20 protein-coding genes are annotated in these 22868 nt (G+C 60.1%); 9 read left to right on the forward strand and 11 right to left on the reverse strand.

Features of this window, described 5'->3' with window-relative positions; all coding sequences use genetic code 11:
* Window positions 1-5: 5 nt before the first annotated feature.
* Window positions 6-1250, reverse strand: a complete 1245-nt coding sequence (locus tag P3T23_RS41260) for a hypothetical protein (protein WP_429321816.1) — start codon at window positions 1248-1250, stop codon at window positions 6-8.
* Window positions 1251-1288: 38 nt separating this feature from the next.
* On the opposite strand from P3T23_RS41260, the gene P3T23_RS41265 reads away from it, so the two are divergent.
* The 3 genes from P3T23_RS41265 to P3T23_RS41275 all read left to right on the forward strand — a co-directional run bounded on the left by P3T23_RS41265 (window position 1289) and on the right by P3T23_RS41275 (window position 6277).
* Window positions 1289-2536 carry a hypothetical protein gene (locus P3T23_RS41265; protein ID WP_429321817.1) on the forward strand — a complete coding sequence of 416 codons (1248 nt, stop codon included), beginning with the start codon at window positions 1289-1291 and terminating at the stop codon, window positions 2534-2536.
* A gap of 64 nt (window positions 2537-2600) precedes the next feature.
* Entirely contained in the window at window positions 2601-5567 is a 2967-nt protein-coding gene (locus P3T23_RS41270) for a hypothetical protein (RefSeq protein ID WP_429321818.1), read from the forward strand.
* 131 nt (window positions 5568-5698) lie between these two features.
* A complete protein-coding gene (locus tag P3T23_RS41275) occupies window positions 5699-6277 on the forward strand; it encodes a hypothetical protein (protein WP_429321819.1) in 579 nt (192 codons plus the stop codon).
* Here the strand turns inward: P3T23_RS41275 and P3T23_RS41280 are convergent.
* The 4 genes from P3T23_RS41280 to P3T23_RS41295 form a co-directional block, all read right to left on the reverse strand.
* Window positions 6259-6801 carry a hypothetical protein gene (locus P3T23_RS41280; RefSeq protein WP_429321820.1) on the reverse strand — a complete coding sequence of 181 codons (543 nt, stop codon included), beginning with the start codon at window positions 6799-6801 and terminating at the stop codon, window positions 6259-6261. The genes P3T23_RS41275 and P3T23_RS41280 overlap by 19 nt on opposite strands.
* A 97-nt stretch (window positions 6802-6898) precedes the next feature.
* Window positions 6899-8269 (reverse strand): hypothetical protein, encoded by a 1371-nt coding sequence (locus P3T23_RS41285; protein ID WP_429321821.1) that lies wholly within the window; start codon window positions 8267-8269, stop codon window positions 6899-6901.
* A complete protein-coding gene (locus tag P3T23_RS41290; RefSeq protein ID WP_429321822.1) occupies window positions 8262-8726 on the reverse strand; it encodes a hypothetical protein in 465 nt (154 codons plus the stop codon). Before P3T23_RS41290 ends, P3T23_RS41285 begins: the two co-directional genes overlap by 8 nt.
* A gap of 13 nt (window positions 8727-8739) precedes the next feature.
* Window positions 8740-10023 (reverse strand): hypothetical protein, encoded by a 1284-nt coding sequence (locus P3T23_RS41295; protein ID WP_429321823.1) that lies wholly within the window; start codon window positions 10021-10023, stop codon window positions 8740-8742.
* 152 nt (window positions 10024-10175) lie between these two features.
* Between P3T23_RS41295 and P3T23_RS41300 the strand changes: the two genes are divergently transcribed.
* The 3 genes from P3T23_RS41300 to P3T23_RS41310 all read left to right on the forward strand — a co-directional run bounded on the left by P3T23_RS41300 (window position 10176) and on the right by P3T23_RS41310 (window position 14056).
* Window positions 10176-12008 (forward strand): hypothetical protein, encoded by a 1833-nt coding sequence (locus tag P3T23_RS41300; RefSeq protein WP_429321824.1) that lies wholly within the window; start codon window positions 10176-10178, stop codon window positions 12006-12008.
* A gap of 325 nt (window positions 12009-12333) precedes the next feature.
* On the forward strand, window positions 12334-12783 hold the full coding sequence (locus P3T23_RS41305) for a DUF2844 domain-containing protein (RefSeq protein ID WP_429321825.1): 450 nt from the start codon (window positions 12334-12336) through the stop codon (window positions 12781-12783).
* Window positions 12784-12793: 10 nt separating this feature from the next.
* Window positions 12794-14056: a DUF3443 domain-containing protein gene (locus tag P3T23_RS41310; RefSeq protein WP_429321826.1), complete on the forward strand. Its 1263-nt coding sequence runs from the start codon at window positions 12794-12796 to the stop codon at window positions 14054-14056.
* Window positions 14057-14101: 45 nt separating this feature from the next.
* Here P3T23_RS41310 and P3T23_RS41315 read toward each other — a convergent pair whose 3' ends face one another.
* The 3 genes from P3T23_RS41315 to P3T23_RS41325 form a co-directional block, all read right to left on the reverse strand.
* Window positions 14102-14932, reverse strand: a complete 831-nt coding sequence (locus tag P3T23_RS41315; RefSeq protein WP_429321827.1) for an N-acetylmuramidase domain-containing protein — start codon at window positions 14930-14932, stop codon at window positions 14102-14104.
* 116 nt (window positions 14933-15048) lie between these two features.
* The gene (locus P3T23_RS41320; RefSeq protein ID WP_429321828.1) at window positions 15049-15801 is read right to left on the reverse strand and encodes a hypothetical protein; all 753 of its coding nucleotides are present in this window, start codon (window positions 15799-15801) and stop codon (window positions 15049-15051) included.
* A 48-nt stretch (window positions 15802-15849) separates the two neighbouring features.
* On the reverse strand, window positions 15850-16002 hold the full coding sequence (locus tag P3T23_RS41325; RefSeq protein ID WP_429321829.1) for a hypothetical protein: 153 nt from the start codon (window positions 16000-16002) through the stop codon (window positions 15850-15852).
* Between the two features lie 61 nt (window positions 16003-16063).
* On the opposite strand from P3T23_RS41325, the gene P3T23_RS41330 reads away from it, so the two are divergent.
* Window positions 16064-16549 (forward strand): L,D-transpeptidase family protein, encoded by a 486-nt coding sequence (locus P3T23_RS41330; RefSeq protein ID WP_429321845.1) that lies wholly within the window; start codon window positions 16064-16066, stop codon window positions 16547-16549.
* A 178-nt stretch (window positions 16550-16727) separates the two neighbouring features.
* Here the strand turns inward: P3T23_RS41330 and P3T23_RS41335 are convergent, their stop codons facing one another.
* From P3T23_RS41335 to P3T23_RS41345, 3 genes are all read right to left on the reverse strand, one after another.
* A complete protein-coding gene (locus P3T23_RS41335) occupies window positions 16728-17594 on the reverse strand; it encodes an HNH endonuclease signature motif containing protein (RefSeq protein WP_429321846.1) in 867 nt (288 codons plus the stop codon).
* 266 nt (window positions 17595-17860) lie between these two features.
* A complete protein-coding gene (locus P3T23_RS41340) occupies window positions 17861-19225 on the reverse strand; it encodes a hypothetical protein (RefSeq protein ID WP_429321830.1) in 1365 nt (454 codons plus the stop codon).
* Window positions 19185-20051: a hypothetical protein gene (locus P3T23_RS41345; RefSeq protein ID WP_429321831.1), complete on the reverse strand. Its 867-nt coding sequence runs from the start codon at window positions 20049-20051 to the stop codon at window positions 19185-19187. The genes P3T23_RS41340 and P3T23_RS41345 overlap by 41 nt, the downstream gene beginning before the upstream one ends.
* A gap of 222 nt (window positions 20052-20273) precedes the next feature.
* Here P3T23_RS41345 and P3T23_RS41350 point away from each other — a divergent pair, with 222 nt between their 5' ends.
* A complete protein-coding gene (locus P3T23_RS41350; RefSeq protein WP_429321832.1) occupies window positions 20274-20924 on the forward strand; it encodes a hypothetical protein in 651 nt (216 codons plus the stop codon).
* A gap of 51 nt (window positions 20925-20975) precedes the next feature.
* The gene (locus tag P3T23_RS41355; RefSeq protein WP_429321833.1) at window positions 20976-22637 is read left to right on the forward strand and encodes a hypothetical protein; all 1662 of its coding nucleotides are present in this window, start codon (window positions 20976-20978) and stop codon (window positions 22635-22637) included.
* The last annotated feature ends 231 nt before the right edge of the window (window positions 22638-22868 follow it).

Consider the following 22868-nt stretch of genomic DNA (forward strand, 5'->3'; position numbering starts at 1 on the left):
CCACCTCAAAGGCGAGGCGCCGATACCATGCTGTATGCGCGCAGGATCTCCGAGACATCCGGGCCACTCGAACCCTTGCTGTAGCCCTTGATGTCCTTGAAACCGAGATTGCTCACCTCCGGAATGCCGCGGTGCCAGAACTCCACCCGCGCCCATTCGCGGTCGATCACGGCCACGATCATCAGTGAGGTCCGCTCGAAGATTTTCTGGCGCACCTGGAAATCTGCGAACCGGCCGTTGAGCTCCTGCTCGAGCATGGACACGGTGCTGGCCGACATGACAGCCATGTTCGACGCCGAGGCGACCGATGGATTACCATGGAATATCGCTGCGAAGGCGTTCTTTCTTTCCTTCGCGACGATGTTCGCGTAGAGCCGGTCACCGTCAGCCATGAGATTCTTGCGGTGCGCATCCACCAGATCACGGCAGAGAATCAGGTCCTTCCAGAACGCGAGGCGCCCTGCGCGCCAGCCGTGATAGCGCTCCTTGCTGGAAGTGATCTCGTCACCCGGAGACAGGACACGAATGAGCTGGTCAGTCGGAATGGTATTGACGACCAGACGGATCGAGACCGGCACTGTGACAGTGCGGTCTTCATGCTTGACCGTCACCTCAAAGATCTTGCCAACCGACAGGTTGACATTCTCCTTCAGGGTACTGAGGGCATCTTCCCCGAATGACGCGGTGATACGCTGGCGTTCCACTTTCTCCCGCTCGAGCCGCTGCATCTCGTTCTCCCGCTTCATCCGGTTGAACTTCTCATCATCCGGATCGAGCGGCCTGGCACCCCCACCCGCTTTCACCTGTGCTTCAAGCGCGATGCCCGTGCTCCAGTTTGTCGGCAACCGGTCCCGGTACGCTTCCGCAGCCGTCATCATGTGATGTGCTTTCGCCGCGAAAGAAGACGCTCCCGCGATCACGTCAGAAGCGCCGAACTCACGCTTCGGATTGAACGTGCCCAGCACCGATGCCACTTTCGCATTGCCAATGGTCGAGTTCAGGGAAACGGCCTGCAGATAGTAGCCCGCAAAGATGTTGCTCAACGACTGCATGACGTCGGGCAGCACATCATCGAACAGCACCCCGGTATCGACCAGCACCAGCGGCTCCACACGTGCCGCCTGGGTGAACGCAACGAGAGAATCGTGGCGGGCACCCTGTTTCGCCAGCAGATTGATGTTCTGGATTATCGCGCTAATGGCGCTCAAGCCCACCTGACTCGCCGCGGCCGCGCTAACGGGATCAGCCATCGCCCATCCTCCTCATTCGGTCAAGCACGGGAACGCCCATGTCCGAGATCAACGCTTCGGGCGCGCCGGACCCCGACGCGTCCTCGTCCTATGCGCAACTCAGTCTGGACAATGTTTTCAGTCAGGCTGGTATTACCGCCGAACAGGCGGTCGATACGTTGCTGCTGACCTTGCCGCAGGGCGCGCGTGGCATCAACGCGCTGCGCAACGCGTATTACGGGATCAACCACCGGCTCACGCCCCAGGCCATACCGATCAACAAGGACACGTTCGGCCTCACGTTCTTCACGCGCCCGCGCCTGAACCTGTCACCCGGCAACCTGAGGTCCGAGCGGATCTTCAACCCGCTCACCAATATCAACCCGTACAGCGTACAAAGAATTATTCGCTGCTATCTGGATCCGGACAGCAATCGCGATCCGGCGACCGGCATGAGCTCGCCGTTTGTCGATCCGCTGTCGGCCTTTATTCCCATTCTCTCGAACATGCTGGTGTCGGCGGCGGGCTGGCCGGATATCACCGTGCCTTACACGACCTCGCATGAGGGCGTGTACAAGGAGGTGTTTTCGCTGGTCGATGGCGTGACGGAAATTTACTCGGCATACGATATCACGCTCACTTTCCGCAACATGCAGGGCGATCCTGTCACGGCGCTGTTCTTCTACTGGTCAATGTATATGTCGCACGTCTTCCGGGGCACGCTCATGCCGTACCCCGAGATGATCGTCGACAACGAGGTCGATTACCAGACGCGCATCTATCGCCTGGTGCTCGATGTCACGAAGACGAAGGTGCAGAAGATCGCCGCCTGCGGCGCGGCGTTTCCGTACTCACCGGCCAACGGCGCCGCGTTCAACTACGACAGCCAGAGCCCGCTTAACCAGTCGCACGAGCAGATCAGCATTCCCATGCACTGTGTGGGCGCGATCTATCAGGATCCCATCCTGCTCTACGCGTTCAATACCACCGTCGCGCTCTTCAATCCGGCCATGGCCGACGGCCTGCGCACCATGTCATGCACCAGGTTGCCGATGGCGGCGCTTCAGCTCTTCAATCACCAGGGCTATCCGTGGATCAATCCGGACACCTGGGAACTCGAGTGGTGGGTAGACAGCCAGCTCTACCAGCAACTGACCGGCTGGCTCGCGAACCTGCAGAACCAGCTCGCCACACCGCTCTTTCCCACCGGCCAGAACCAGACAGGCGAGGCAAGCGGCAATACAGCATCCGCAACTGGCTCGAACACCCTCGGACAACTGGATTTTGGTGCCGGCAGCACGGCCTGAAATGACGTGCCATACGACATCACCCGGTACCTGAAGAAGAGGGCGGCAATCAAGCGAGGAAGCGATGCCGAACAGTCTGTCGATCCAGTCAGTCCCGTCGGGCAGTCCCACCATCAACGACCTCATCCAGAACATCCTGCTGTATCAGTACAACCCGTCGCTCATCGCCCAGGTCAACTTCAACTACCTGGCCGAAGTCACGAACGGTCTCGTGAGCATCGTCGACCCGAGTAATCCCTACGTGCACGCGATCGAGACGGGCGCCGTGAATGTCGCGGCCTTCCTCCAGAAGGTCGAAGCGCTTAACCGCAGGCAGTACCCCGTCGCCGCCCTGCTCATGAGCGACCTGTACACCCATATGTCGGATGTCGATTATGTCGGCCGCTTCGCGGCCCCCGCCGTGACCACATGGTCGATGATCGTTGACGAAACGGAGCTGCTTGCGAAACTCGTCCCCGACCCGACCACAGGGCTCAGAAAGCTCGTGATTCCGCGCAACACGTATTTCGTGGTGGGCAACGTGCAGTTCAGCCTGCAGTACCCGGTCGTGATCGAGCAGATGGCGCATGGAGGACTCTCCATTACCTACGATACATCCATCGTGTCGCCCCTGCAGGCGCTTTCCTCGAATCTCGTGACGTGGCAGTACCGGCAGGCGAAGGACAGGCTCTGGGTCTACATGGAGTTTGAACTCCAGCAGTTTGACATCATCTCGCGCTCGGGACCCTGCACGCCCTCGAAGGCCTTCCAGCTGACCATCCCGATCAATGACCAGTTCTACTACTGCCGGGTCTATGCGCAGGATCCGTCGACGAACCGGTGGATCGAGATTGCCGTCACGTATTCAACCCAGATCTACGATCCCCTCACACCCACCGCGGTGGTCACGCTCGCGACCAGTACCCAGACCGGCGCAAACCAGGCCACCATCGCGATCCCGCAGATCTACACGAGCTCGGGCCTGCTGAACCAGAACATCCGCGTGGACCTGTATGAAACCAAGGGTCCGTTGAACATGAACCTGTCGAACTATGCACCGACGGCCTTCAGCGCGACCTTCCTCGCAATCGACAAAAGCGAGGAGACGATCTTCACCGCGCCCATGTCGACATTCTCGGCGCTCATTGTCTATTCGGATCAGGTCGTTCTCGGTGGCACCAGTGCAGTCGATTTCGCGACGCTGCGGCAGCAGGTCATTGACAACTCGGTGGGCCCACAGTCCATCCCGATCACGCAGGCACAGATCGACGATGTACTGGGCCAGCAAGGCTTCGGCGTGGTCAAGAATATCGACAACATCACCGACCGCGTCTTTCTTGCCACGGCGCCGATGCCCCAGCCGGCCGATGCCGGGCTGATCACGGCGGCCACCAGCACCATCGAGACTGTCACACTGTCGGTGACCGACGCGGTGCAGAACAGTGCGGTGATCGACAATGGCACGAGCATCACCGTCACACCCGCGGCGCTATACCAGAACAGCAACGGCATCATCTCGATGGTGAGCGACAGTGTGGTCAACCAGCTGGAGGCCATGTCGCCGGGCAGCAAGGCGCTTGCGATTACCGGCGGGAAATATCTCTACAGCCCGTTCTATTACGTGCTCGATCTCACGGGCAACGAAGCGGCCTGGCGGCCTTACCGCCTTGACAGTCCCGCAGTGGTCACCAAACTCTGGGTAGGGGAGAACGACAGTTCGGGCCTGCAGGTCAGCACCAGTACCTACACGATCCGCTGCACCGCGACAGGGTACCAGCTCGTGCTCGCCACGACTTCCAGCGCCGCGTATCAGGCGATCGACGACAGCCAGGTGTTCTGCCAGCTTTCGTTCGTGCCGCCAGGAGAAACCGCGCGGGCATACCTGCAGGGTGTCCTGAGTGGAAAGACAAGTGCCGGCGAACGGCTCTTCACGTTTGATCTCTCGACCAGCTTCAACGTCGATGCTGCCGGCAACCTGTCGCTCACCCGGTTCTTCATGTACAACGCGACACCGCGACTCACCGCCGCGGCATTGACCACCACGTTCGACGTCATCTATTCAACAAGCTCGGCGATGCCGGCAGGATGGCAGAAGGGAGCGGTGGATAACGTGGTCGGCGCGTTTCTTGTCCCCGAGGGGACAGCGGGCATTACCAACGAGCAGCTCGTCATCGGGTTCGGGCAATTCCTGGACACGCTCTGGGCACAGTGCAGGACGGTTGTCTCAACGCTTCAGTACCAGACGTATCAGACCAGCATCCCGTACTACTATCAGGAGGATGTCTACGAGGTCGATCCGGTAACCGGCAGCGCCATTACGATCGTTGACGGCGAACCGCAGTTCACGATCCTGCATTACAAGGGCGATCCCGTGCTCAATCCTGACGGCACACCCAGCTACCAGTTCAAGGTCGGCGATGTCATCCTCATCAATGGCAACCCGGTGCCGGTGAATCCGCGAGGCGTCGCCCAGGAACTCGACATCATGATGATCGACGCGGTCTACCGGTTCGCCACCGACTCGGTAGCGCCGGCCTATATCGGACAGCTCGTTGATACGGTGGTGGGATGGCTAACGGGTGAATTTGAGACCTTCAACGACAACCTGCTCGAAAACACTTCGCTCTACTACTACCCGGTCGCGAACATGGGCAGCGTGCAGGTCTGGGGGCCGGACGGCATTCTCTACAATATCGACGCGGCCCAGAGCTTCCAGGTCACGTGTCTTGTCACGCCCACCGTGTTCGCCAACGACAGCCTGAAACAGCAGTTGCAGACCATCACGATTTCGACCATCGATGCGCAGCTCAAAAACGACGTGGTATCGATGTCAGCAATCACGTCCGCGCTCACCGAAGTGTATGGCAACGACGTGATCAGCTTCGTGGCATCGGGTCTTGGCGGATCGCTGAACCTGAACACGATCACGCTCGTGGACCGCTCGACACAGCTCGGTATCGCCAGGCAGCTCGTAGCCAACGCCGACGGCACCCTGAGCGTGAAGGAGAACGTGATCGTCTCCTTCATCCCGTACGGGGTATCTACACGGTAGGTGAGATTGGGTTGTGGATACGCAGTCCCGGCGGTATCACAGATACACGACGTTGCGCATGTCATGACATGGGTGCCCGAGCGCACCAGAAGTAGACACGCGATGTCGCCGGACCGAAAACCCCTTGCAAAATGAAATCGAACGAATCTGTCTTCGTTACAAAGTACCGCAGCGCCTACGGCCCTTTCTGCCTGGTTTTTCTGGCCTTCCTTGTGCTTCTGTGGGGCTCGTCGTTCGATGGTCCAACGGTCCGCATCAGCAGTGACTATTGGCGTTGGGTCGCGCCGATGGCAATTCCCGCAGCCATCTTCATCGCGTGGACACTCAAGAGAGCCTTTGTTGGCTCCTGGTATAAACCACGTTATGCGAGGGAGGAGCACCAGATGGGAGTCGCCCAGTCCTGGGCGACAGGAGCAATCGCCGCCGCGATCCTTGCGCTATTCGGCACTTCGGCCTTTGCCAACGTGATGAATCAGGTCATCGGCGTCCCGTATGATGCAACCTATGATGTGACCGCAAAATACGTCACCCATGGCAAGCACACCTGCTATGGTTTGACCCTGACCAGAGTTGGCGATTCACTGGACCAGTTCCGGATATGCGTCCCCCAGTCAGAGCAGGACGCGACCGGTATTGGAGATATCCTTCAGGTGAAGGGGCAACGTTCGCGCTTCGTCAATCAGATGCTCAGCTACACCAGAGGCCGCTGACTGTCCAGGCGCCTCCCAATCTCTTGGGCTTCCGGGATGTCCGGGGCGCTTCGCAACGGCAAATCGTGCGGGCACCATGGATAAGGCAGCATGCGTGCCCATTCAAGGATCGAATCACCCAATTCGCTCGGTAGGGTTTTCATCTCTTCGATCGTAATTTTGAGCTTCGAGATCATCCCGGAGTCATCTCGACAAAGCCATTCGTAGTCCCCAAAACCCACGCGCACTGCACCGGAAAGTTTCTCCGTCATGCACACGAGCCAATTGCAACGAAATGCGGCCGCATTATCTGGCGGTGTCCCCGTGCAAAACGTATAGATATTTTCATAGCGTTGCGCGAATTGACTTACCAACGTGGCCGATATGTCGGTCAGGCCTTTCACCGTTGCCGGAAACGATATCGCATCGGTTTTGACATCCATCACGAGCTCAGCGTCAGCAGCGAATACATGGGACAACAGATGCGGGCGGTTGCCATCCTTGGCAAGAATATAAGTCTCGATCGATTGGCGTAACAACGTCATTTCGAGGTCCCTAAAACTAAGGTTGAGTTCGAGGCGAGTCTACGCGATGCTTGTGACGCGGTCAGTGATGACCCTACGTTGTCGAGGGAATGACTTTTCAGTTCCGAATTCGCTCGAGCTTCGCCAGAAGCTCCGCCCATTCTGCGGGTGCCTCATTGTTCCCGTCGACGATGTTCTCCACCACAAACCGCGCGACATCCTTCGCCAGCCGGATCGCCATCTGCGCGGTCAGCCGGATTTCCGCGGCGTACGACAGCACACCGTGCACCAGCACACCCAGGTCGCTGACGTCCTTGCCCAGCTTGAGAATCGCGCCTCTCAGGCCTGGCCCGATGACGGCCGATGCACCACCGGGTTCGTCGTCAGCAGGCAACTGGCCGACCAGCCTTTCGAGCTCCGCAAGATGATGCTCCATGGCCGTCATCAACGGCGTGAGTTTTCTGAGCGAGCGGATCGAGTCACTGATATTGATGCGCTTTTCGATACGTGAAAACGCGGTGTAGAGATCCGCGATCTCCAGCTTCTCATGCTGGCGTTTCGCATCGCCGCCGTGCCTCAGGTCGCGCAGAAAGGCGTTGTACTCATCCAGCGTGAGCGTGCGATGGTCAAACGTCACGGTGAACGGTTCGTCGAGTTTCCTAAGGTGCTCCAGCGCCGCGGCTTTCTCACCTGAAAACGCCGGACCCCATAAGTCCTTTTCGATAATCGAGTCGAGCAGGGCCACGCGTTGCTTCAGGATGACGCTCAGGCCTTCGCACAGTTCGCCTGTTGCGCCCATCGCCTTCGAGTACCCGCCATCATGAAGCAGATCGAGGTAGAGTTTTTCCGGGCCCGGCCGGTCGCTGTAGAAATAGTCCCGGGCATTGCCCTTCACATAGTCAAATACCTGGTCGAACGTCAGGTTGGCGGGTCCACCACCTTCGCGACTCCTGTACACGCCCTTGCGGTACGTCTTTAGCACGCTGACCAGCTCACCGGCGGTCCTCACCAGCTCGGCAATGTTCTTTTCCGTCTTTGCCGCCGCTTCGTTCAGACCATCAGCATCTTCGCTGTCGCCACCACGCAACCAGTTGAGGAACTTGCGGATCATGTTCCTGAGCGCCGCGAGCGCGGTCCTGATCGCCTCCCAGATTCCGCGGATGATGGATTCGTTCGCGATCATCAGGCGCGTCATGCCGGGCCGCTGCGAATAGAAGCTCACGGGTGCGCCATCACCGAACTCCGGCATGATGCGCAACCCTTCGATCGCGAGTGCCTGGCTCATGCCGCGCTGTTGTCTGATCTCGGCGCGCAACACGAGCAGATCCTCGATGCGCCCTTCCATCGCCGTGATGGTCTGTGCCTCTTCCTCGAGCTGCGGCGGTGCGCCCGTGCCGATCGTCTCGACGATCTGCGGCACGACGTCGAGGTCTGTGTCATAGTCGTCGATACCGGCATTCAGGCCGGCGTTCATGCTCTGGTTAAACATGGCCGTCCCCCAGCTGCATCTGACGGATCAGCGCGAGCGCCTGTCCCGCGAGTGCATAGATCGCGACCAGGTGCTGGTTGTTGAAGCAGCAGCTATCCCTGTCGACGTACGTCGCCACGCCAATCAGGTTATCGTAGAAGCCCGCGCCGGGATCGACCAGGGCAAATGCCTCCGCATGCGCGGCGTGGTAGCGCAGCATCCAGAATTCACGCGCGCTCGCAAGCGCCTGACGCACGTCGAAAACAACCTCCTCGTTAAACGTTCCGATGTATCGCTGGACTTCGGACAGCACCGTGAAGTTGTAATGGGTGCCGGGCGCCTCGACTGCGGAGGACGGCAGGGACACGATACGCGAGACAGCGAGCGCGACTGCGGTCGCAATGACACGGCTGCGGTTCTCCAGTTCGCGGATCTGGGTATTGGTCGCGCTGAGGAATGGGACGAATTCGGCTTTCATGATGGGACCGTGATCAGATACCGGTTTGCCGCAGTGCCGCGGCCTTCACGAACAGATCGTTGCTGGCGATGCTCTCGAGTTCGCGCTGGAGCTTTTCCTGCGAGATCCGCTGGCGCCGCGACAACGAGAGGAAGTCGGCCATGTAGCTGAAGAGCTGCCGGCGATCGCTGACCGTCGCAAGGACTTCGTCGATCGCCTCGATATCCTCCGCATGGCTGGTCTGCACTTCCTTGCTGAGACCCGGATTCTTCATGCCCTCGACCAGCTGCTCGCGGATGCGCTCATAACGCGTCTTCAGCGTTCCGTACGCCTCGGTCTCGCCGCCTTTCGAATCCGCCGTGCAGCTGGCCATCAGCATGGACCACGTCCCTCCCAGCGTGAGCGGCACGGCAAGCAGCAGAATGACTTTCAGCGATTCCGCGTAAAGCCACGCGAGCCGGTTGCGGTACGCAATATGACCATCGATCCGGTTGATCTTGTCGAGTCCTGTCACGAGATCCCTTCCTGCACCGAGGCGCACGGCAAACTGGTCCGCGAGCGCCTCGAAGCCGTTCATGTCGAATAGCGGCATCCCGAGCTCCGACTGGAGCTCGCGCGCGATGCTCGACACCACCACGATCTCGATGACCTTCCTGTCCGCTGATTTCGCCAGCATCTCCACGTCCAGATCCTGGAGATGGGCAACGGATTTGACCTTGGCCAGCACCGCTTCGCGATCCTTGATGCTGGCCGACTGGTCCAGCTTCTTCGACAGCCCGGCGAGTATCTGGTTGGTCGTCAGCGTATGGCTGATCAGCTCGAACCAGGCAAAGACGTGTCCAAGCTCATGCAGGACGATCGCCGCAATTTCCTCCGCTGACAGCTTCTTCTGGAACAGCTGGGGTGGGACGATCAGCACCGACTGCAGGTCGCTGAATACGCCGGACACACGCGCGTTCCTGCGATCCACGCGGCCGATGGGCCGGGTCTGGCTCTGCGCAATGAGCTTGTCCGCATCGGCATTGGTCAGCATGTGCTGCCGGAAGTAATCTCCCCACCTGCTCAGCAGCACATGGTTCTTGTTCACGGCCGGCGGATAGACGACCGGGCCGTCCCCGGTCCACGCCACCTTCACGTTCATGCCTGTGTAGTGCGCAATGAGCACAGGCAACTGCATGGCAGCGTCATGATCCGCCATCGCGTCTTGCTTGACACCCGCCAGTTCGCGGAACAGTGCGGCCAGTTCCCGGAAAAACGCATCGCCCTGGAAATCGACTTCCTCGCAGGCGATCTGCAGCATCGGATTTTTCAGCCACATGACTCACGTCCTTTGTTCTGTGAAAATTAAATCTGACCGGCGATCTCCATCGTGTGCTGGTGGCCACGACCGGCAGCCACATCACCGGCATTTCATAGGGATTTGTGAGCCGTCGTCCATCAGCGCTGATCTACAGAAAGCGGGAGTTCCCCATGTCCGGGACGGCCAGCAGCAAACCGGTTGCCTGGGAATGCAGATTTGCCGTGTACTGTCCGCCGCCCAGGGGCGAACAGGACGACTACCACCTCGTCAAGGAAGTTGCGCACTACCCGGACGGCTCCACGAAGCCGCACATCCGGCTCATCCGGAATTTCACTTTTCCGTTCTGGATCACGAAACGCGCGTTCAGAAACCATCAGGAAAAAAAAGAATGGGAGCTGCTGGAGCGGCTGAGCCGCTTCGAAAGTACGCGCACCAGCCAGAACATGGCGATCGCGAAGGCGCTGGAGATGCCCGACGTACGGGATCCGCACATCCTCAGACGCTCCCCGTATCTGTACGGCGCCGATCTTCTGTCCACCTCGGTGATCCGCAAGACGTACATGGAGCGCTTTCCGGCGGTGAACACGCCATACAGTGTTGCCGCATTCGACGTCGAGACGGATGCCATTCACGGTACCGGCGAGATCATCATGGCCACGCTCTCGTACCGGGAGAGGATCATCACGGCGATCCGGAATTCTTTCGTCGCGGACCAGGAAGGGCACGGGGACGTCGAACAGGCACTACGCGGCAAACTGGATCACTACATCGGTGACGTCTGCACCGAACGCGGAGTGCGTTGGGAAATCGTGCTGGTCGACAGTGCTGCCGACATCATCCTTGCGTGTTTCCGGAAGGCGCACGAATGGAAGCCGGACTTCGTCGCGATCTGGAATATCAACTTCGACATGCCGAAGATGCTCGAATGCCTTGAGCACGCCGGCATCGATCCGAAGGACGTATTCAGCGATCCGGCCGTGCCCGGGGCGTGGCGCCATTTCAGGTACAAGGTCGGCAGCAACAGGAAGGTGACGGCTTCCGGCAAGGTGAGTCCGATCCCCCCTCATGCACAGTGGCACACCGTTTTCTGCCCGTCCAGCTTCTACTTCATCGACGCCATGTGCGTCTACTGGCATCTGCGCTCGCAAAAGGGCAAGGACCCGTCGTACGCGCTCGACGCGATCCTCAGGAAGACGTTCGGTGAGCGGATCCGCAAGCTCCGGTTCGATGAACCCGATAAGGCCCGCCATCTGGCCGGCATCTCATGGCATCAGTTCATGCAGCGGCATCACCCGCTCGAATACGTGATCTACAACGTCTTCGACTGCGTGTCGATGGAACTGCTCGACGAAGAGAACAAGGACCTGCAGCTCACATTGCCAGGCTTTGCCGGATGGTCCGACTTCTGCAACTTCAACTCGCAGCCGCGGCGCCTCGTCGACCGGCTGCATTACTTCTGCCTCGAGGAAAAAGGCCGCGTGATTGGCACCACGTCGGACTCGATGCGCACGGAGCTCGATGCCTACGTTGTCAGCCCTTCGGGCTGGATCGTCACGCTGCCGGCGCATCTCGTGGCCGATAACGGGCTTTGCCTGATCGCCGAGGCTCCGAAGCTTCGCACCTCGATCCGGGCGCACTCGGCGGACCTCGATGCGCTTAGCTCGTATCCCACGGGCGAAGAGACGTTCAACATCAGCAAGGAAACCACCTCCAGGGAGCTCTACCAGATCGAAGGGGTGAGCGAGCATACGCGCCGCATGCAGGGCATCAACCTGTCCGGCGGTGCGACCAACGCCATCGAGGTGGCGTGTGGGCTGTTCGGCCTGCCGTCACTGGATCAATGGCTCGACGCATTTGCGCGCAAGAAGGGGATGAAATTCGATATCCCCGCTTACTCGCTTGTCGTGAACCGGGATGTGGGTGAGCTCCACTGCGGCAACGATGATCCTGACAATGACGCAGATCAGGATGATGACTTTGAACGCGAGGATCTGGACGAGTAAATCAAGTTTTCCGCGTTGGACCAGCAAAACCCCGGATCCGCTCAACAGGTTTTCAGGGTGTTCTCCATACATTCATACGAGTGCGCAAACCCCCAATGTGATCACATTCCCTGGCTGGTGAAAAGGTGACGAGACCCTGGGTGTGGGCGCAACGTTGCCCCGGCACAATCGGGCCAGGGAAGACGTGCGCCGTGGACAACAGGGCGCGAAGCGCGGAACCGCGGAAATGGCCGGCAAACCATGTCCTGTTCTTTCAATTGGAAATCCTGCTGTATCGATAGCATTCCTGCCAGATAAGAACAGCAACAGATCGGGGGAGGCTTTCATGAACATGTCGGGGCACATTGGACGTCTGTCGCTGGCGTTTGCGTTGTCGGCAGCCATTATCGACGCGCACGCCGAACTGGGTGGTGTCCAGCCACCGTTACCGGATGCCGTCCGGCACGTGATGCTCAACGGTGCGCTCTTCATACGGACGTTCGTCGACGAGGGCGGCACGACGATTAACGAATACGCCAGCGCCACGGGGCAGATCGTCGGCTATACCTGGCAGGGCCCGACGATGCCGGATCTGCACGCGCTGCTCGGTCCCTACGACGGTTCGTATCGCGCCGGAGCGGCCGCTCGCATCGGCCTCGTGCCGAGCCTTCATGCAGCGCAGGTTGCCCAGCCGGATGTGATTGTCGAGTCGGGCGGCCAGATGCGCAGCTATGTTGGCCGCGCCTGGCTGCCTGCCGCATTGCCGGCCGGCGTCGTGCCCGATGATCTGCGCTGAGGGGGCGGCCATGCGAACCAGAAGCCCGTTGGTCATCCTCATCGCTCTGGCCTGTCTGGCAACCGCAGGTTGTGGGGGAGGCGGCGGCAGCGCGAACACGTCGACGTCGTCGTCCCCCGCAGCAGCGCCGGCGTCCGCCACACCGGCGGCTTCGTCCCCGGTTGCGGCGTCGAGCCCGCCTGTCGTGCCACAATCGACAGTACCCAATGTCCAGCCGGTCGCTGTCCAGATGAATGTGACGGGCACGCGAAACATGCTCACGACCAGTGTGACGGTCTGCACGCCAGGCACCAGCAACTGTGCGACGATCGACAACGTTCAGGTTGACACCGGCTCGCAGGGACTGCGTATCCTGGCGTCGGCACTGCCAGCCGGTGTGACGCTGCCTGCGATCGCGTCCGGCACCAGGACGAGTGGCGAATGCGCGGTGTTTGGCTCGGGCTATGCCTGGGGTGCGGTGCGGCGTGCGGATGTCCGGATGGCGGGTGAAGTCGCGGTATCGCTGCCCGTGCAGGTGATCGCCGATGCGTCCGTGCCGACGGTGCCCGCCGGGTGCTCGGCCTCAGGGCTCGCCATGCAGTCGGCGTCCGCCTTGCGCGCGAACGGGATCCTCGGTGTGGGTGTGTTCTCGGCGGACTGCGGTGGCGGTTGCGTTGGGTCTGCTCTGCCGCGCTGGTATTACGCCTGTGACGCGACGGGCGCCTGCCAGGCGACGGCTCAGGCACTCGCCGATCAGGTGACGAACCCGGTCAGCAGCTTTGCGTTTGACAACAACGGTGCTGTCATCGATCTGCCTGCCGTGCCAGACACGGGGGCGAGTGCCGCCTCGGGCTCACTGGTCTTTGGGATCGGCACCCAGGCCGACAACGGATTAGGCAGTGCGACAGTGCTCAAGGGCAATTCATCGACGGGCTACATCACGACGGCCAGCAACGGCAGCGTGTACGCGCAGAGCTTCGTGGACAGCGGCTCGAATGGCCTGTTTTTTTCCAGCACGACGCTCACGCGTTGCGGTATCTGGTATTGCCCGGGCTCGACGCAGGTTTCCAGCGCCACCATGACCGGGATCAACGGCGCAAGCGTCACGCTGTCGCTGGAAGTCGCTAACGCGCAGACACTGTTTGCGACGCCCAACTATGCCTTTAACGATCTGGCAGGAGCCATGACTTCGGCCTTCGACTGGGGGCTACCGTTCTTCTTCGGGCGACGCATTTACACCGCGATCGAAACGCGCGTGACGCCAGCGGGAACAGGACCGTATTACGCGTTTTGAGCAGCGCACCGGGCGACAAGCGCCGGCACGACGCTCATGGGCCAGTTATGGGCCGGCCTTGATCAGGGCCGTGTAGGCATCCTGAAGCTTCTGGGGATAGTTGTTCATGGTGACCGCCGCCTGCCCGTTGTACTGCAGGGCAAAGTGCAGCCAGTCCTGCGCCTTCAGGTAGCGCAGCATCGCGCCGCTGTTCATGTTGGTCACGAACCGTACGAATGCGTCGAGCTGGTGAGACTCGCTCATCTGCATCGCATTGACGTAGTCCGTCACGCTCGCATAGCCGAGCTCCGCAAAGTAGTAGCCCATGATCTGGAAGAGCCCCCAGGAACAGGCCCGGTACGCAACGGCGGGGTCTACGCCGCACCCCTTGATGATCTGCTGGGCCTGTGAAAGGCGAGTCCATTCCGCCGCCCCGCCGAGATAGGCGCCGGCGGCGGTATTGATGAGCGTGGGATACTGGCTGACGAGCTGGGAGAGTTTCGCGGAGGGGAGCAGCGGGAGCAACTGCCTGTGGAGCTGCGCGCGCTCGAAGAGGATGATGCACTGACCGTTGTCGAGAAAGCCGGCGCCTTTCGCCTCGACCTGACACACCGCCTGCACGGTGGCAACGTCCACACCCAGCTTCGCGGCGGCCTGCTGGAACGCGGCATCGCCGAGATACTTCCGGGCCATGAAGGGCGCGAGGATCGCCTGCGTGGCAGAGTCATAGATGCCGGTGACCGGCACGCCGATCTGGGTCTGATACTTCTGGAGTGCAGAGATTGAAAGTGGCCCGAACTGGCCGTCGACCTTCAGACTCGCGCCCGTCTTCTCGTTCAGGGCGCGCTGGATCTGCCGGGCTTGCGTGGAGGATGTACCTGAGGGAAGGGCGGGCATGGTCGGATTCTCCTCATCACCGGATAGAACCCTCGCCCGTGGACCGTGAGAACCGGATGGGCGAGGGGGTTCACAGGATGAGTGCGATCCGCCATTGAGAAGGACTACCTGGCAACCTATTTACCGAAGTAGGCCGCAAGACGTGCTCGACCTTTTTCCGTCAGCCCATACTGCAGCAGACGCTCGAAGTCGACCTGCCGCAGCGCGGTCTGGCGCGTTTTCGGATCCGCGAGTGTCTTGAGCAGGGTGATGATCTTCTCGAAGCCGCGCCGCTGGTTCTTCGAGAGGGCCACGCTGTCCCAGTAACGGAAGAGGTGTGTCTCGCGAAACGCGGCGTCACGTTCGCGGTGCAGGATGCCGAGAATCGTGGTGAGCACGGGCCTGAAGTCCGCATCGAGCGTGTTGATGGCGGCGAAGATCGCGATGCAAAGGCTCACCTGTTGCCGCATGCCCTCGGCCTGCGTGATCACGCGGCCAGGCTTCATGGTCTGCGTGTACTCCGTGACCGTATTGATGATCATCTGGCCTGCAATGGTCACGTCTGTCAGGCTGTCTTCCTGCTCCTGCTGCTGTGTCGGCTTGCGTGGGACAGCTGGAGGCGCGCCCCGGCCAGGCACTGGCGTACCGGCGCGCGCTGCCACTCTTCGCGGAGGTGGCGCGGGCGGACCGTTAGTTGCCTTCGCGGCTTCACCGGCGGGAATGGCCGGCCCCGTCCTGCTGCCCTGTTCACCTGACTGGCTGACGTTGCCGTCCTGCCTTGTGGCGTCCCTCGCGCCCGCCGTCGTGCGGACAGACGGACTCGCTCCTGGATCCGGGCCTGTATCTGGGCCTGTATCTGGGCCATTTGCTTCCTTCGGTTCATCGTTCATCTGCGGCTCCCGCGATAGAGTTTCAGGCCTGAGCACACGCAACAGCGCTCAGATGATGGATTTGCGGTAGTCCATTTTCGCGGTCTCCAATACTTTCCCGTGCATATTCCGGACGCTCGTGTCCACCGTCCCCGTCAGGCGGATGCCGGCCAGTTTGTGACATTCGACATGATCGCCCAGATCGTCGACAATCAGCGGCATGAGGTCAACATTCGGTCGGTAATCCGATGACGATCTGCGCTCCCAAATGCTGAAATATCTAATGCCAATTCCGCGACTCGTTGCAAATCTCTCCAGACAAACGTTGACATTCATACGCGAAGGAGAAGCAGTGCGTACCTACCAAGTCTCCACAGCAAAGAACGGTGCTGGTGAACGAATGGGAAGCGGCTGCACTCCTCGCGGCCACCATGTCATTCGGCTGAAGATCGGTGCCTCTTGTGCAGTCGGTACCGTTTTTACCGCACGTCGAGCAACCGGCGAAATCTATTCACCCGAACTCGCCGAACGGTTTGAAGGACGCGACTGGATATTGACCCGCATTCTCTGGTTGCGCGGATGCGAACGGGGAAGAAACCGATTAGGTAAAGTAGATACCATGCGACGCTATATCTACATACACGGGTGCCCTGACACCGAACCGATGGGAGTTCCGGCATCTCACGGTTGCATAAGGATGCGCAACGCGGACATCGTAGAACTATTTGATTTGGTCGAGACAGGAACACCTGTTTTGGTTGAACAGTAAGGTCAAAGTCGCCGCCGAATTGGCCGTCTGACTGTCCGCTATCAGGCCGCTTGACTGTCCCTAATGGGTCGACAACAGTCTCCGGTTGTGCCGCTATTTCGGTGTTCAGAATACCGGTCGCGGTGATCCAGATACCGGACTGACTGGCCGCGTCCGCCGAAATACGCGCATTGCCGATTCACGCTGCTTTCAGATATTCCTTGAAAGTGATCCGGTTGTGCAGGATGGATTGGTCCACGTCGGGATCTTCTTCGATAAATTGCCAGTCGCCCACGATTCCACCGCGCGCTTTCATGGCGTACCGGATCCGGTCCGGATGAATCACGAGTGTGCTGCCCGCAATGTTGCGGCTGGCAAAGCGCTGGACTTCTCCCGTTCTCGTATTGGTGGCGATGACAAGCTTCGGCGCGAACATCACGCGCTCCTTGTAATGCGAAATCTTCTTCAGCGCATCGGGCAGCGCCAGATCGTCGTACCGGATCATCCACTTGCCGAGGTAGGGCGTGAGTGACCTCTTGAAATAGCCTTGCAACCCGCTGACTGACACACCAATGGCTTCAGCCAGCTTCGGCAGCGTCTGCGCTATCACAACCTTCCCAGTCGCCACGTCCGTCGCAAACCACGCACCGAATACCATCTCCCAGCTGTTTTCTTCGTAGTGCTCATCGTACAGCTCAGGCCACGACTTCCCGTCTGCCGTCTTGAAAACACACCACTTCTTCGTCACCATTCCGGCACGCGGCGACGCGACATGCTTTCGCATCCTGATGGTGCTGACGCCGAATGCGTGGGCACAGTCCTCGGCGGACTGGAAAACCCGGATCTCATTGGTCTGGATGTTGCGGCTCATGACCGCCTGCATCACGATCAGTCCATGCCTGATTGCGTGTTCCATGTTCTCGACACGCGTTACCCATTCTAGATTGTCGAGCCGGTTATTCGCCTTGTTGCCGTCGATGTGATTAACTTGAAGCTCGTCAAAGCTCTTCCCACGATGGCGCTCGGGTTTGTCGATGAACGCAAGCGCCATCAGACGATGGTGCATGTAGTTTTCCACTTTCCCATCGACGCCGACTCCAACCCGCAGATAGCCGGATTCGTTGTTCCGATGCACTTTCAGTTGGTTACCCGTCAGGCGGCTGATCACTTCTCCTGCGCGACTCACTGCCACGTATGGGTAACCCGGGACGGTGACGAATCCCTTCGGAAGACTGAGGAGTTTTTTAAGCACGGCAGGACCTTTCCAGATGTTGATCCATACGATAAACACCTGGAAAACGACCGATTTGTGGGGGATGATGGCTCGGTAACCTACGTGATGGCCTTTTTGTAGTCCATCCTTGCGGTCTCCAATACTTTCCCATGCATCGCTGACAAACTGAGTCCCATAAACGTGGACCCGTAATCGGAAATCGCGACCGACAGTGCCGTGGGGTTGAGCGAGAGGCGTGAACCCGCGCACACCGAGCAGTAGTCGGTTTTCGTGAGTGCACAGAACATCGGGCTACGCAACATGATCGTTTTGCCGAGGTAGCCGCGAGCGGCCTCCTCGCTGTCGATCTTTTCATGACCGTCAGGCGTCACCACCGATGAGCCCGGCAACTTGTAGAGGTTGTCCTCGTCGACCGTCATCTCGAGTCCGAGACGCGTGCCACAGTCCTCCTGGGTGACGCCGAGGTTGGCCGAAACCCTCAACAGCCACTTCACGAGCTCGCCGCCCAGCGCTGTTTCGGCGCCGCGCTTGTACGAACCGGCCCGCAGGGTATCGTTCATGCTCGGGAACTTGCTGATGTCCCATCCTTCGGCGAGGGACGTCTTCACGAGATCGGCGCGGGTCAGATCGCCAAAGCCCGCCTCCATGCCCATCATCGAAAACAGGCGCGTTCGCACCACATCCCAGGACTTCTTCGTGATGAGGAAGTTCGCACCCTCGTCATCCTTCAGATATTCCTTGTCGTACTTCACCAGTTCCTTCATGATGCCGGCGACAACCGCGGGGTCATCGAGATGATCGCGGTTCTGCTCGAGCAGCCTGTCGCGCAATTCGAGAATGCCGGGCGCCGCCTGCATGGTCTTGCGCGTCACGGCGGGCACGCACAGCTGCGTAAAGGCCGTGAGCTGGAACATCGCGTTGGAGAATTTCACGTATTCGCTGGTGTAGAGCGGCGCCTGAAAACCCTTTGAGGCCGGGGCGGGCGCCGACCTGTTCCCCTTCACATCCGCACCGGCACCAGCATCGGGGTCGTCAATGGGATCGTCAACCGTGCGCTTCAGGACGTGGTCCTCAAGCTGCGCGGCGCTAACGCGCCCCAGCTGGAATTCGACGCGGTCTCCGAACGGATAGACGAGCACCAGGAAATTGAACAGCGTGTTCCCGTAGGTCGTTCGCACATCGCCGCGCAGGTTCGGTACTTCACCCGCCTTCAGGTCGATGGGCTCCCGAAAGGTAAAGGGGGGCTGGCCAGGCGTGGCATCGTCAATGGCCGTGAGGTCGCGGTCCTTTTCGGGATCAACGAAGAAATGTGCAGTGGGTGTCTGCACAATCCGCCACGGATACCTGTCCGTCTTCCAGGCATCCGCGTTCTCGCGCGCCTGGCTGAACGCTGAAATGACCCATGCGCGGCGGCGATACTCCTCAGCCGCCATTGCCCTGAGAAAGAAGGTTCGCTTGTCCATCGTGGGGCGCTTCCGTTCGGATGACTGTGGTCGCCCGGATCTCGGATTTCACTAGCAGATCGTTCGCTTCGATGGTGACCTTCGTGATGAGATCGAGGTCATGAAGCAGGGTATCGATGTGCGCGCTGATCACGGTGCGTGGGTTCGCGTTCCCGTCACTGGAAATGAGCGCCATCGCGACGAGATTGGCGGCGATCACCCCGGGCGGCAGGGTTTCGAGTTCCGGCCCGATCATGTTGACGTAGAGGGCAAACGGGTATCCCACGTCCAGCCCGTCTGAAAAAAAGCGCTCCAGCAGCACCGGCGGTCCGCCCGTGAATTCCCTGAAGCGCCGCCATGCCTGCACATAGGGAGTTTTGTCTGGCCGCTCATCTTCGGGTGTCTGGTCTTCAGACTGCGCCTGAACCTGTGCAATCGCCACCTCGATAATGCGCTGGATAGCAGGCTGATCTACGCCGTGAAGATCGACCAGCAGTTCTTCGGCCGGCGTGCCGATGGTAAGGCCCAGCACTTCAGCAAGCAGGTCCTCGGGATGCGACTCAAGCTCGCAGTGCCGCAGGATCGCAGCCGGATCGTGGAAGCGCTCGATGGCCTTGAGGCCCCTGAGCAGCACTGAGAGGTGATCGACGCGCGCCTCATCCGAAACCGTGACGCCGAGCGCCCTGAGCAATCCTGCCTGGAGATCGTGTGTGGCGTCGTACACGTCCTGCACGGTCTGTCCGCGATCAACCACGTCGTCCATCATCAGGATCTGCACAAAGATATCCGAGTAGTCCTCAACGCCGAATTCATCGAGAACACTGTGGGCCTCGTCGATGGTCTGCATGAACTCGGGCGACGACGCCTGCACGAGGTAGTCCCGCAGGATGTCAATCATCTGGATTTCTCACGTTAAAAAATATCCCTCGTCCCAATGCTGTAGCGATCCGTTCAGCCGCCGCGGTACCTGAATGACGCAGCGAACGAATGGCTCGGGGTCGCATTTCTCATTTTCCTCAAATGATGAATCGCGAAACAGTGAAATCAGGTTTTGTGGAGTAGCCGGAAAATGACGAAAAAAGCGAAATCGCGACGCAATCGCAATGTATCCAGGCAGGGGCAGGAGAAGCCGGCCGCTTCTCTTCAAACGCCGTCGCTCTTCCGGGAGACGCCCATTGCCCAGGCAGTCCGTCTGGCTGCCGACATGGCACCGGGGCAATGGGACGTGCTCAATGACATGTATCTCAGGATGGTCGGGTTGATGGACCACTGGATCAAACGCGCGGCGCCGGTTCTCAGCAATCCTGTCCTGCTTGCGCACCTGGGAAGCAGGGAGGAGTACTGCGCCCTGCTGATCCAGTTCAGGTGCGACATGGAGCAGCTCTCGAAAGAACTCGTCCAGTTGCACCAGGCACATGCTGACAGGACGGGCGGCACGGAGGACCCCGACGAAAACCTGCTCGCGGCCATGCTCTTCGAGCAGTACGTGATGTGGCAGCTCAGGCACGACCAGACACTCATTCCCATCGTCAATCATCTGCTCGAGTTCACGCATGAAGCGGAGCTCGTCCTTGCCAGGACGCAGCCCGGGGTAGCCACTCATGTCGAGACGGCCGCCGCCGGTGTCGGGCCCGACGGGCTGGATGGGCCTGATGCGGATAGCGGGGAGGACAACGTCGGGCAGATCGTGGAAACCGCTGCGCCCCGCCCCGACAAGTAGCAGCGCCGCCGTTCATCTTCATGCCGTTCATCTTCATGCCGGGAGGTCACCGTGCCCGAAGATCACCCATTGGATCACCCCGTCGATCAACCCGTTCAACAGCGGCAGCCATTGCCCCCCGATGAGCCTGCCGATGGATTTGATGAAGTGCCGGTCACCGGCCCTGCAGGGTATGCCGCAGGGCAGCCCGCTGAACAGGAGGACAGCAACGCCCGGCAAGACACGCCCCGTGCTGACGAACCGGCCTCCGCCAGTGAAGGCTCTGTGCTGCCCGGAGAGCAGGAGGAAGGGCGCGAGCAGGACAGCATCAATGTCGTCGTGCCACCACTCGCACCTTCGAAAACTACCGTACAGGAATACGAAACGTTTCCGCCGCTCGACCGGGCCTGGAATCCGGACGACGTCTTTCTCGTCGGACATGCGAGCACGCGTCAGCACATCAGCGACATCATGGACACGCTGCCGAACATCGACATCACCAGGACCGAAGACGGTCGTGAGTGGTACAGGATGGCCAATGCCGCGAACGGTCTGGCTCCACGCGGCGATCAATGGCAGGCTTCGACCAGCCGCGAAGGCAGTGAGTGGCGGCAGGGCGTCAGCTCGGAGCAGGGCAGGATCAATCTGGGGCGGCTCTCGTTTTCGAGTGCACCGAACGAGAAAGTGTCGGGAGAGAAGGCCATCCTGCAGATCCGGTCGATGCTCGGGCTGGGCGCCGTCATCCAGGTACCGCTTTTCCATTCAGGTTTCCACGTGTCGCTGAAGGCCCCGAACGAGATGGCGATGCTGGAACTCAACCGGCAACTGATGGAAGACAAGATTGATCTGGGCCGCAACACCACGGGCTTCGCGTTCGCAAACACCTCCTCGTACCTGACGAAGTGGCTACTCGACTTCGCGCTCGACCACCTGCACGACACGACGCTGCAGGAGAAGGATCCGGCGAAGATCCGCGAACTGATCCTCACGCCCGATCTGCCTGTCCTTTTCTGGGGTCTCGCCTGCTCGATCTGGCCGCGGGGCTTTCAATATGCGCGCCCGTACATCGACCCGGCCACGAAGGAAGAGCGGATCCTGCGCAGCAGGCTGAACGTGAGCAAGCTGCTGTGGGTCGACAACAAGGCGCTCACGGCGTGGCAGGTGCGGCACATGGCCGGGCGGGGCAGCAGCACCATGAGCGCGGAGAGCGTCAACCGCTACCGCAGCGAATTCACGATCGGCCAGCCGCGGCATGTGCAGCTCAGCAACGAAATCGCCATGACGCTGCGCGTGCCGTCGGCCGCCGACTATGTGCTCGCCGGCGAGCGCTGGATCGGAGAGATCGTGCGCATCATCGACGGCGCGATGGAAGTGCCGCCCGATGACGAGAAGCGCAACAACTACATCCTCGCGCACGGACAGGCCACCAACATGCGGCAGTACGTTCACTGGGTGCAGGAGATCCACTTTGGCGAGTCGGGCATCGTCGATCGCGAAACCATCGAGAACGCCATCAACGAGCTCTCGCCCGACGAGGAAGTGCGCAACCGGTACTTCACCGAGGTGAGAAAGTACATCGATGACTGCGCCATCGCCCTCATCGGCACGAATACCGCGACGCCGGACGAGGAGAACCGTTTGCCGCGTTTTCCCCACATCCTGCCGATGAACGTCGAAAACACTTTTTTTACCCTGCTCGGGCAGAAAATGAGCCAGATCAACCTGAGGGACTAAGGCGTCTGCACGTCTCGCAGCCGGACTTCGGCACACGCGTACCGGAGGAGAATCCGGTAAAGTTCGCGCTGGAGCAGGCCCCGGCCATCGCGAACTCGACGGACACGCAGCTGCTGCTGCGCGACTGCTATGAAACGGCCTACGGCATCTACAACCATGCGCTGGATAGCCGCGACGCGACCCTGTCACTGGTCGCGATGCACGAGGCCGAGGATACGTCTTCAGGTGGTC

This window comes from Paraburkholderia sp. GAS448 (assembly GCF_050435685.1).
Lineage (GTDB): Bacteria > Pseudomonadota > Gammaproteobacteria > Burkholderiales > Burkholderiaceae > Paraburkholderia.

Excerpts from the sequence above, each read along its gene's own strand:
- P3T23_RS41300 (WP_429321824.1), top strand. The coding sequence starts at position 10,176 with ATGTCCGGGACGGCCAGCAGCAAACCGGTTGCCTGGGAATGCAGATTT.
- P3T23_RS41330 (WP_429321845.1), top strand. The coding sequence starts at position 16,064 with ATGCCAATTCCGCGACTCGTTGCAAATCTCTCCAGACAAACGTTGACA.
- P3T23_RS41350 (WP_429321832.1), top strand. The coding sequence starts at position 20,274 with ATGACGAAAAAAGCGAAATCGCGACGCAATCGCAATGTATCCAGGCAG.
- P3T23_RS41310 (WP_429321826.1), top strand. The coding sequence starts at position 12,794 with ATGCGAACCAGAAGCCCGTTGGTCATCCTCATCGCTCTGGCCTGTCTG.
- P3T23_RS41270 (WP_429321818.1), top strand. The coding sequence starts at position 2,601 with ATGCCGAACAGTCTGTCGATCCAGTCAGTCCCGTCGGGCAGTCCCACC.
- P3T23_RS41325 (WP_429321829.1), bottom strand. The coding sequence starts at position 16,002 with ATGCCGCTGATTGTCGACGATCTGGGCGATCATGTCGAATGTCACAAA.
- P3T23_RS41280 (WP_429321820.1), bottom strand. The coding sequence starts at position 6,801 with ATGACGTTGTTACGCCAATCGATCGAGACTTATATTCTTGCCAAGGAT.
- P3T23_RS41335 (WP_429321846.1), bottom strand. The coding sequence starts at position 17,594 with ATGCACCATCGTCTGATGGCGCTTGCGTTCATCGACAAACCCGAGCGC.
- P3T23_RS41305 (WP_429321825.1), top strand. The coding sequence starts at position 12,334 with ATGAACATGTCGGGGCACATTGGACGTCTGTCGCTGGCGTTTGCGTTG.
- P3T23_RS41275 (WP_429321819.1), top strand. The coding sequence starts at position 5,699 with ATGAAATCGAACGAATCTGTCTTCGTTACAAAGTACCGCAGCGCCTAC.
- P3T23_RS41345 (WP_429321831.1), bottom strand. The coding sequence starts at position 20,051 with ATGCAGACCATCGACGAGGCCCACAGTGTTCTCGATGAATTCGGCGTT.
- P3T23_RS41320 (WP_429321828.1), bottom strand. The coding sequence starts at position 15,801 with ATGAACGATGAACCGAAGGAAGCAAATGGCCCAGATACAGGCCCAGAT.
- P3T23_RS41315 (WP_429321827.1), bottom strand. The coding sequence starts at position 14,932 with ATGCCCGCCCTTCCCTCAGGTACATCCTCCACGCAAGCCCGGCAGATC.
- P3T23_RS41285 (WP_429321821.1), bottom strand. The coding sequence starts at position 8,269 with ATGTTTAACCAGAGCATGAACGCCGGCCTGAATGCCGGTATCGACGAC.
- P3T23_RS41290 (WP_429321822.1), bottom strand. The coding sequence starts at position 8,726 with ATGAAAGCCGAATTCGTCCCATTCCTCAGCGCGACCAATACCCAGATC.
- P3T23_RS41295 (WP_429321823.1), bottom strand. The coding sequence starts at position 10,023 with ATGTGGCTGAAAAATCCGATGCTGCAGATCGCCTGCGAGGAAGTCGAT.
- P3T23_RS41260 (WP_429321816.1), bottom strand. The coding sequence starts at position 1,250 with ATGGCTGATCCCGTTAGCGCGGCCGCGGCGAGTCAGGTGGGCTTGAGC.
- P3T23_RS41340 (WP_429321830.1), bottom strand. The coding sequence starts at position 19,225 with ATGGACAAGCGAACCTTCTTTCTCAGGGCAATGGCGGCTGAGGAGTAT.
- P3T23_RS41265 (WP_429321817.1), top strand. The coding sequence starts at position 1,289 with ATGTCCGAGATCAACGCTTCGGGCGCGCCGGACCCCGACGCGTCCTCG.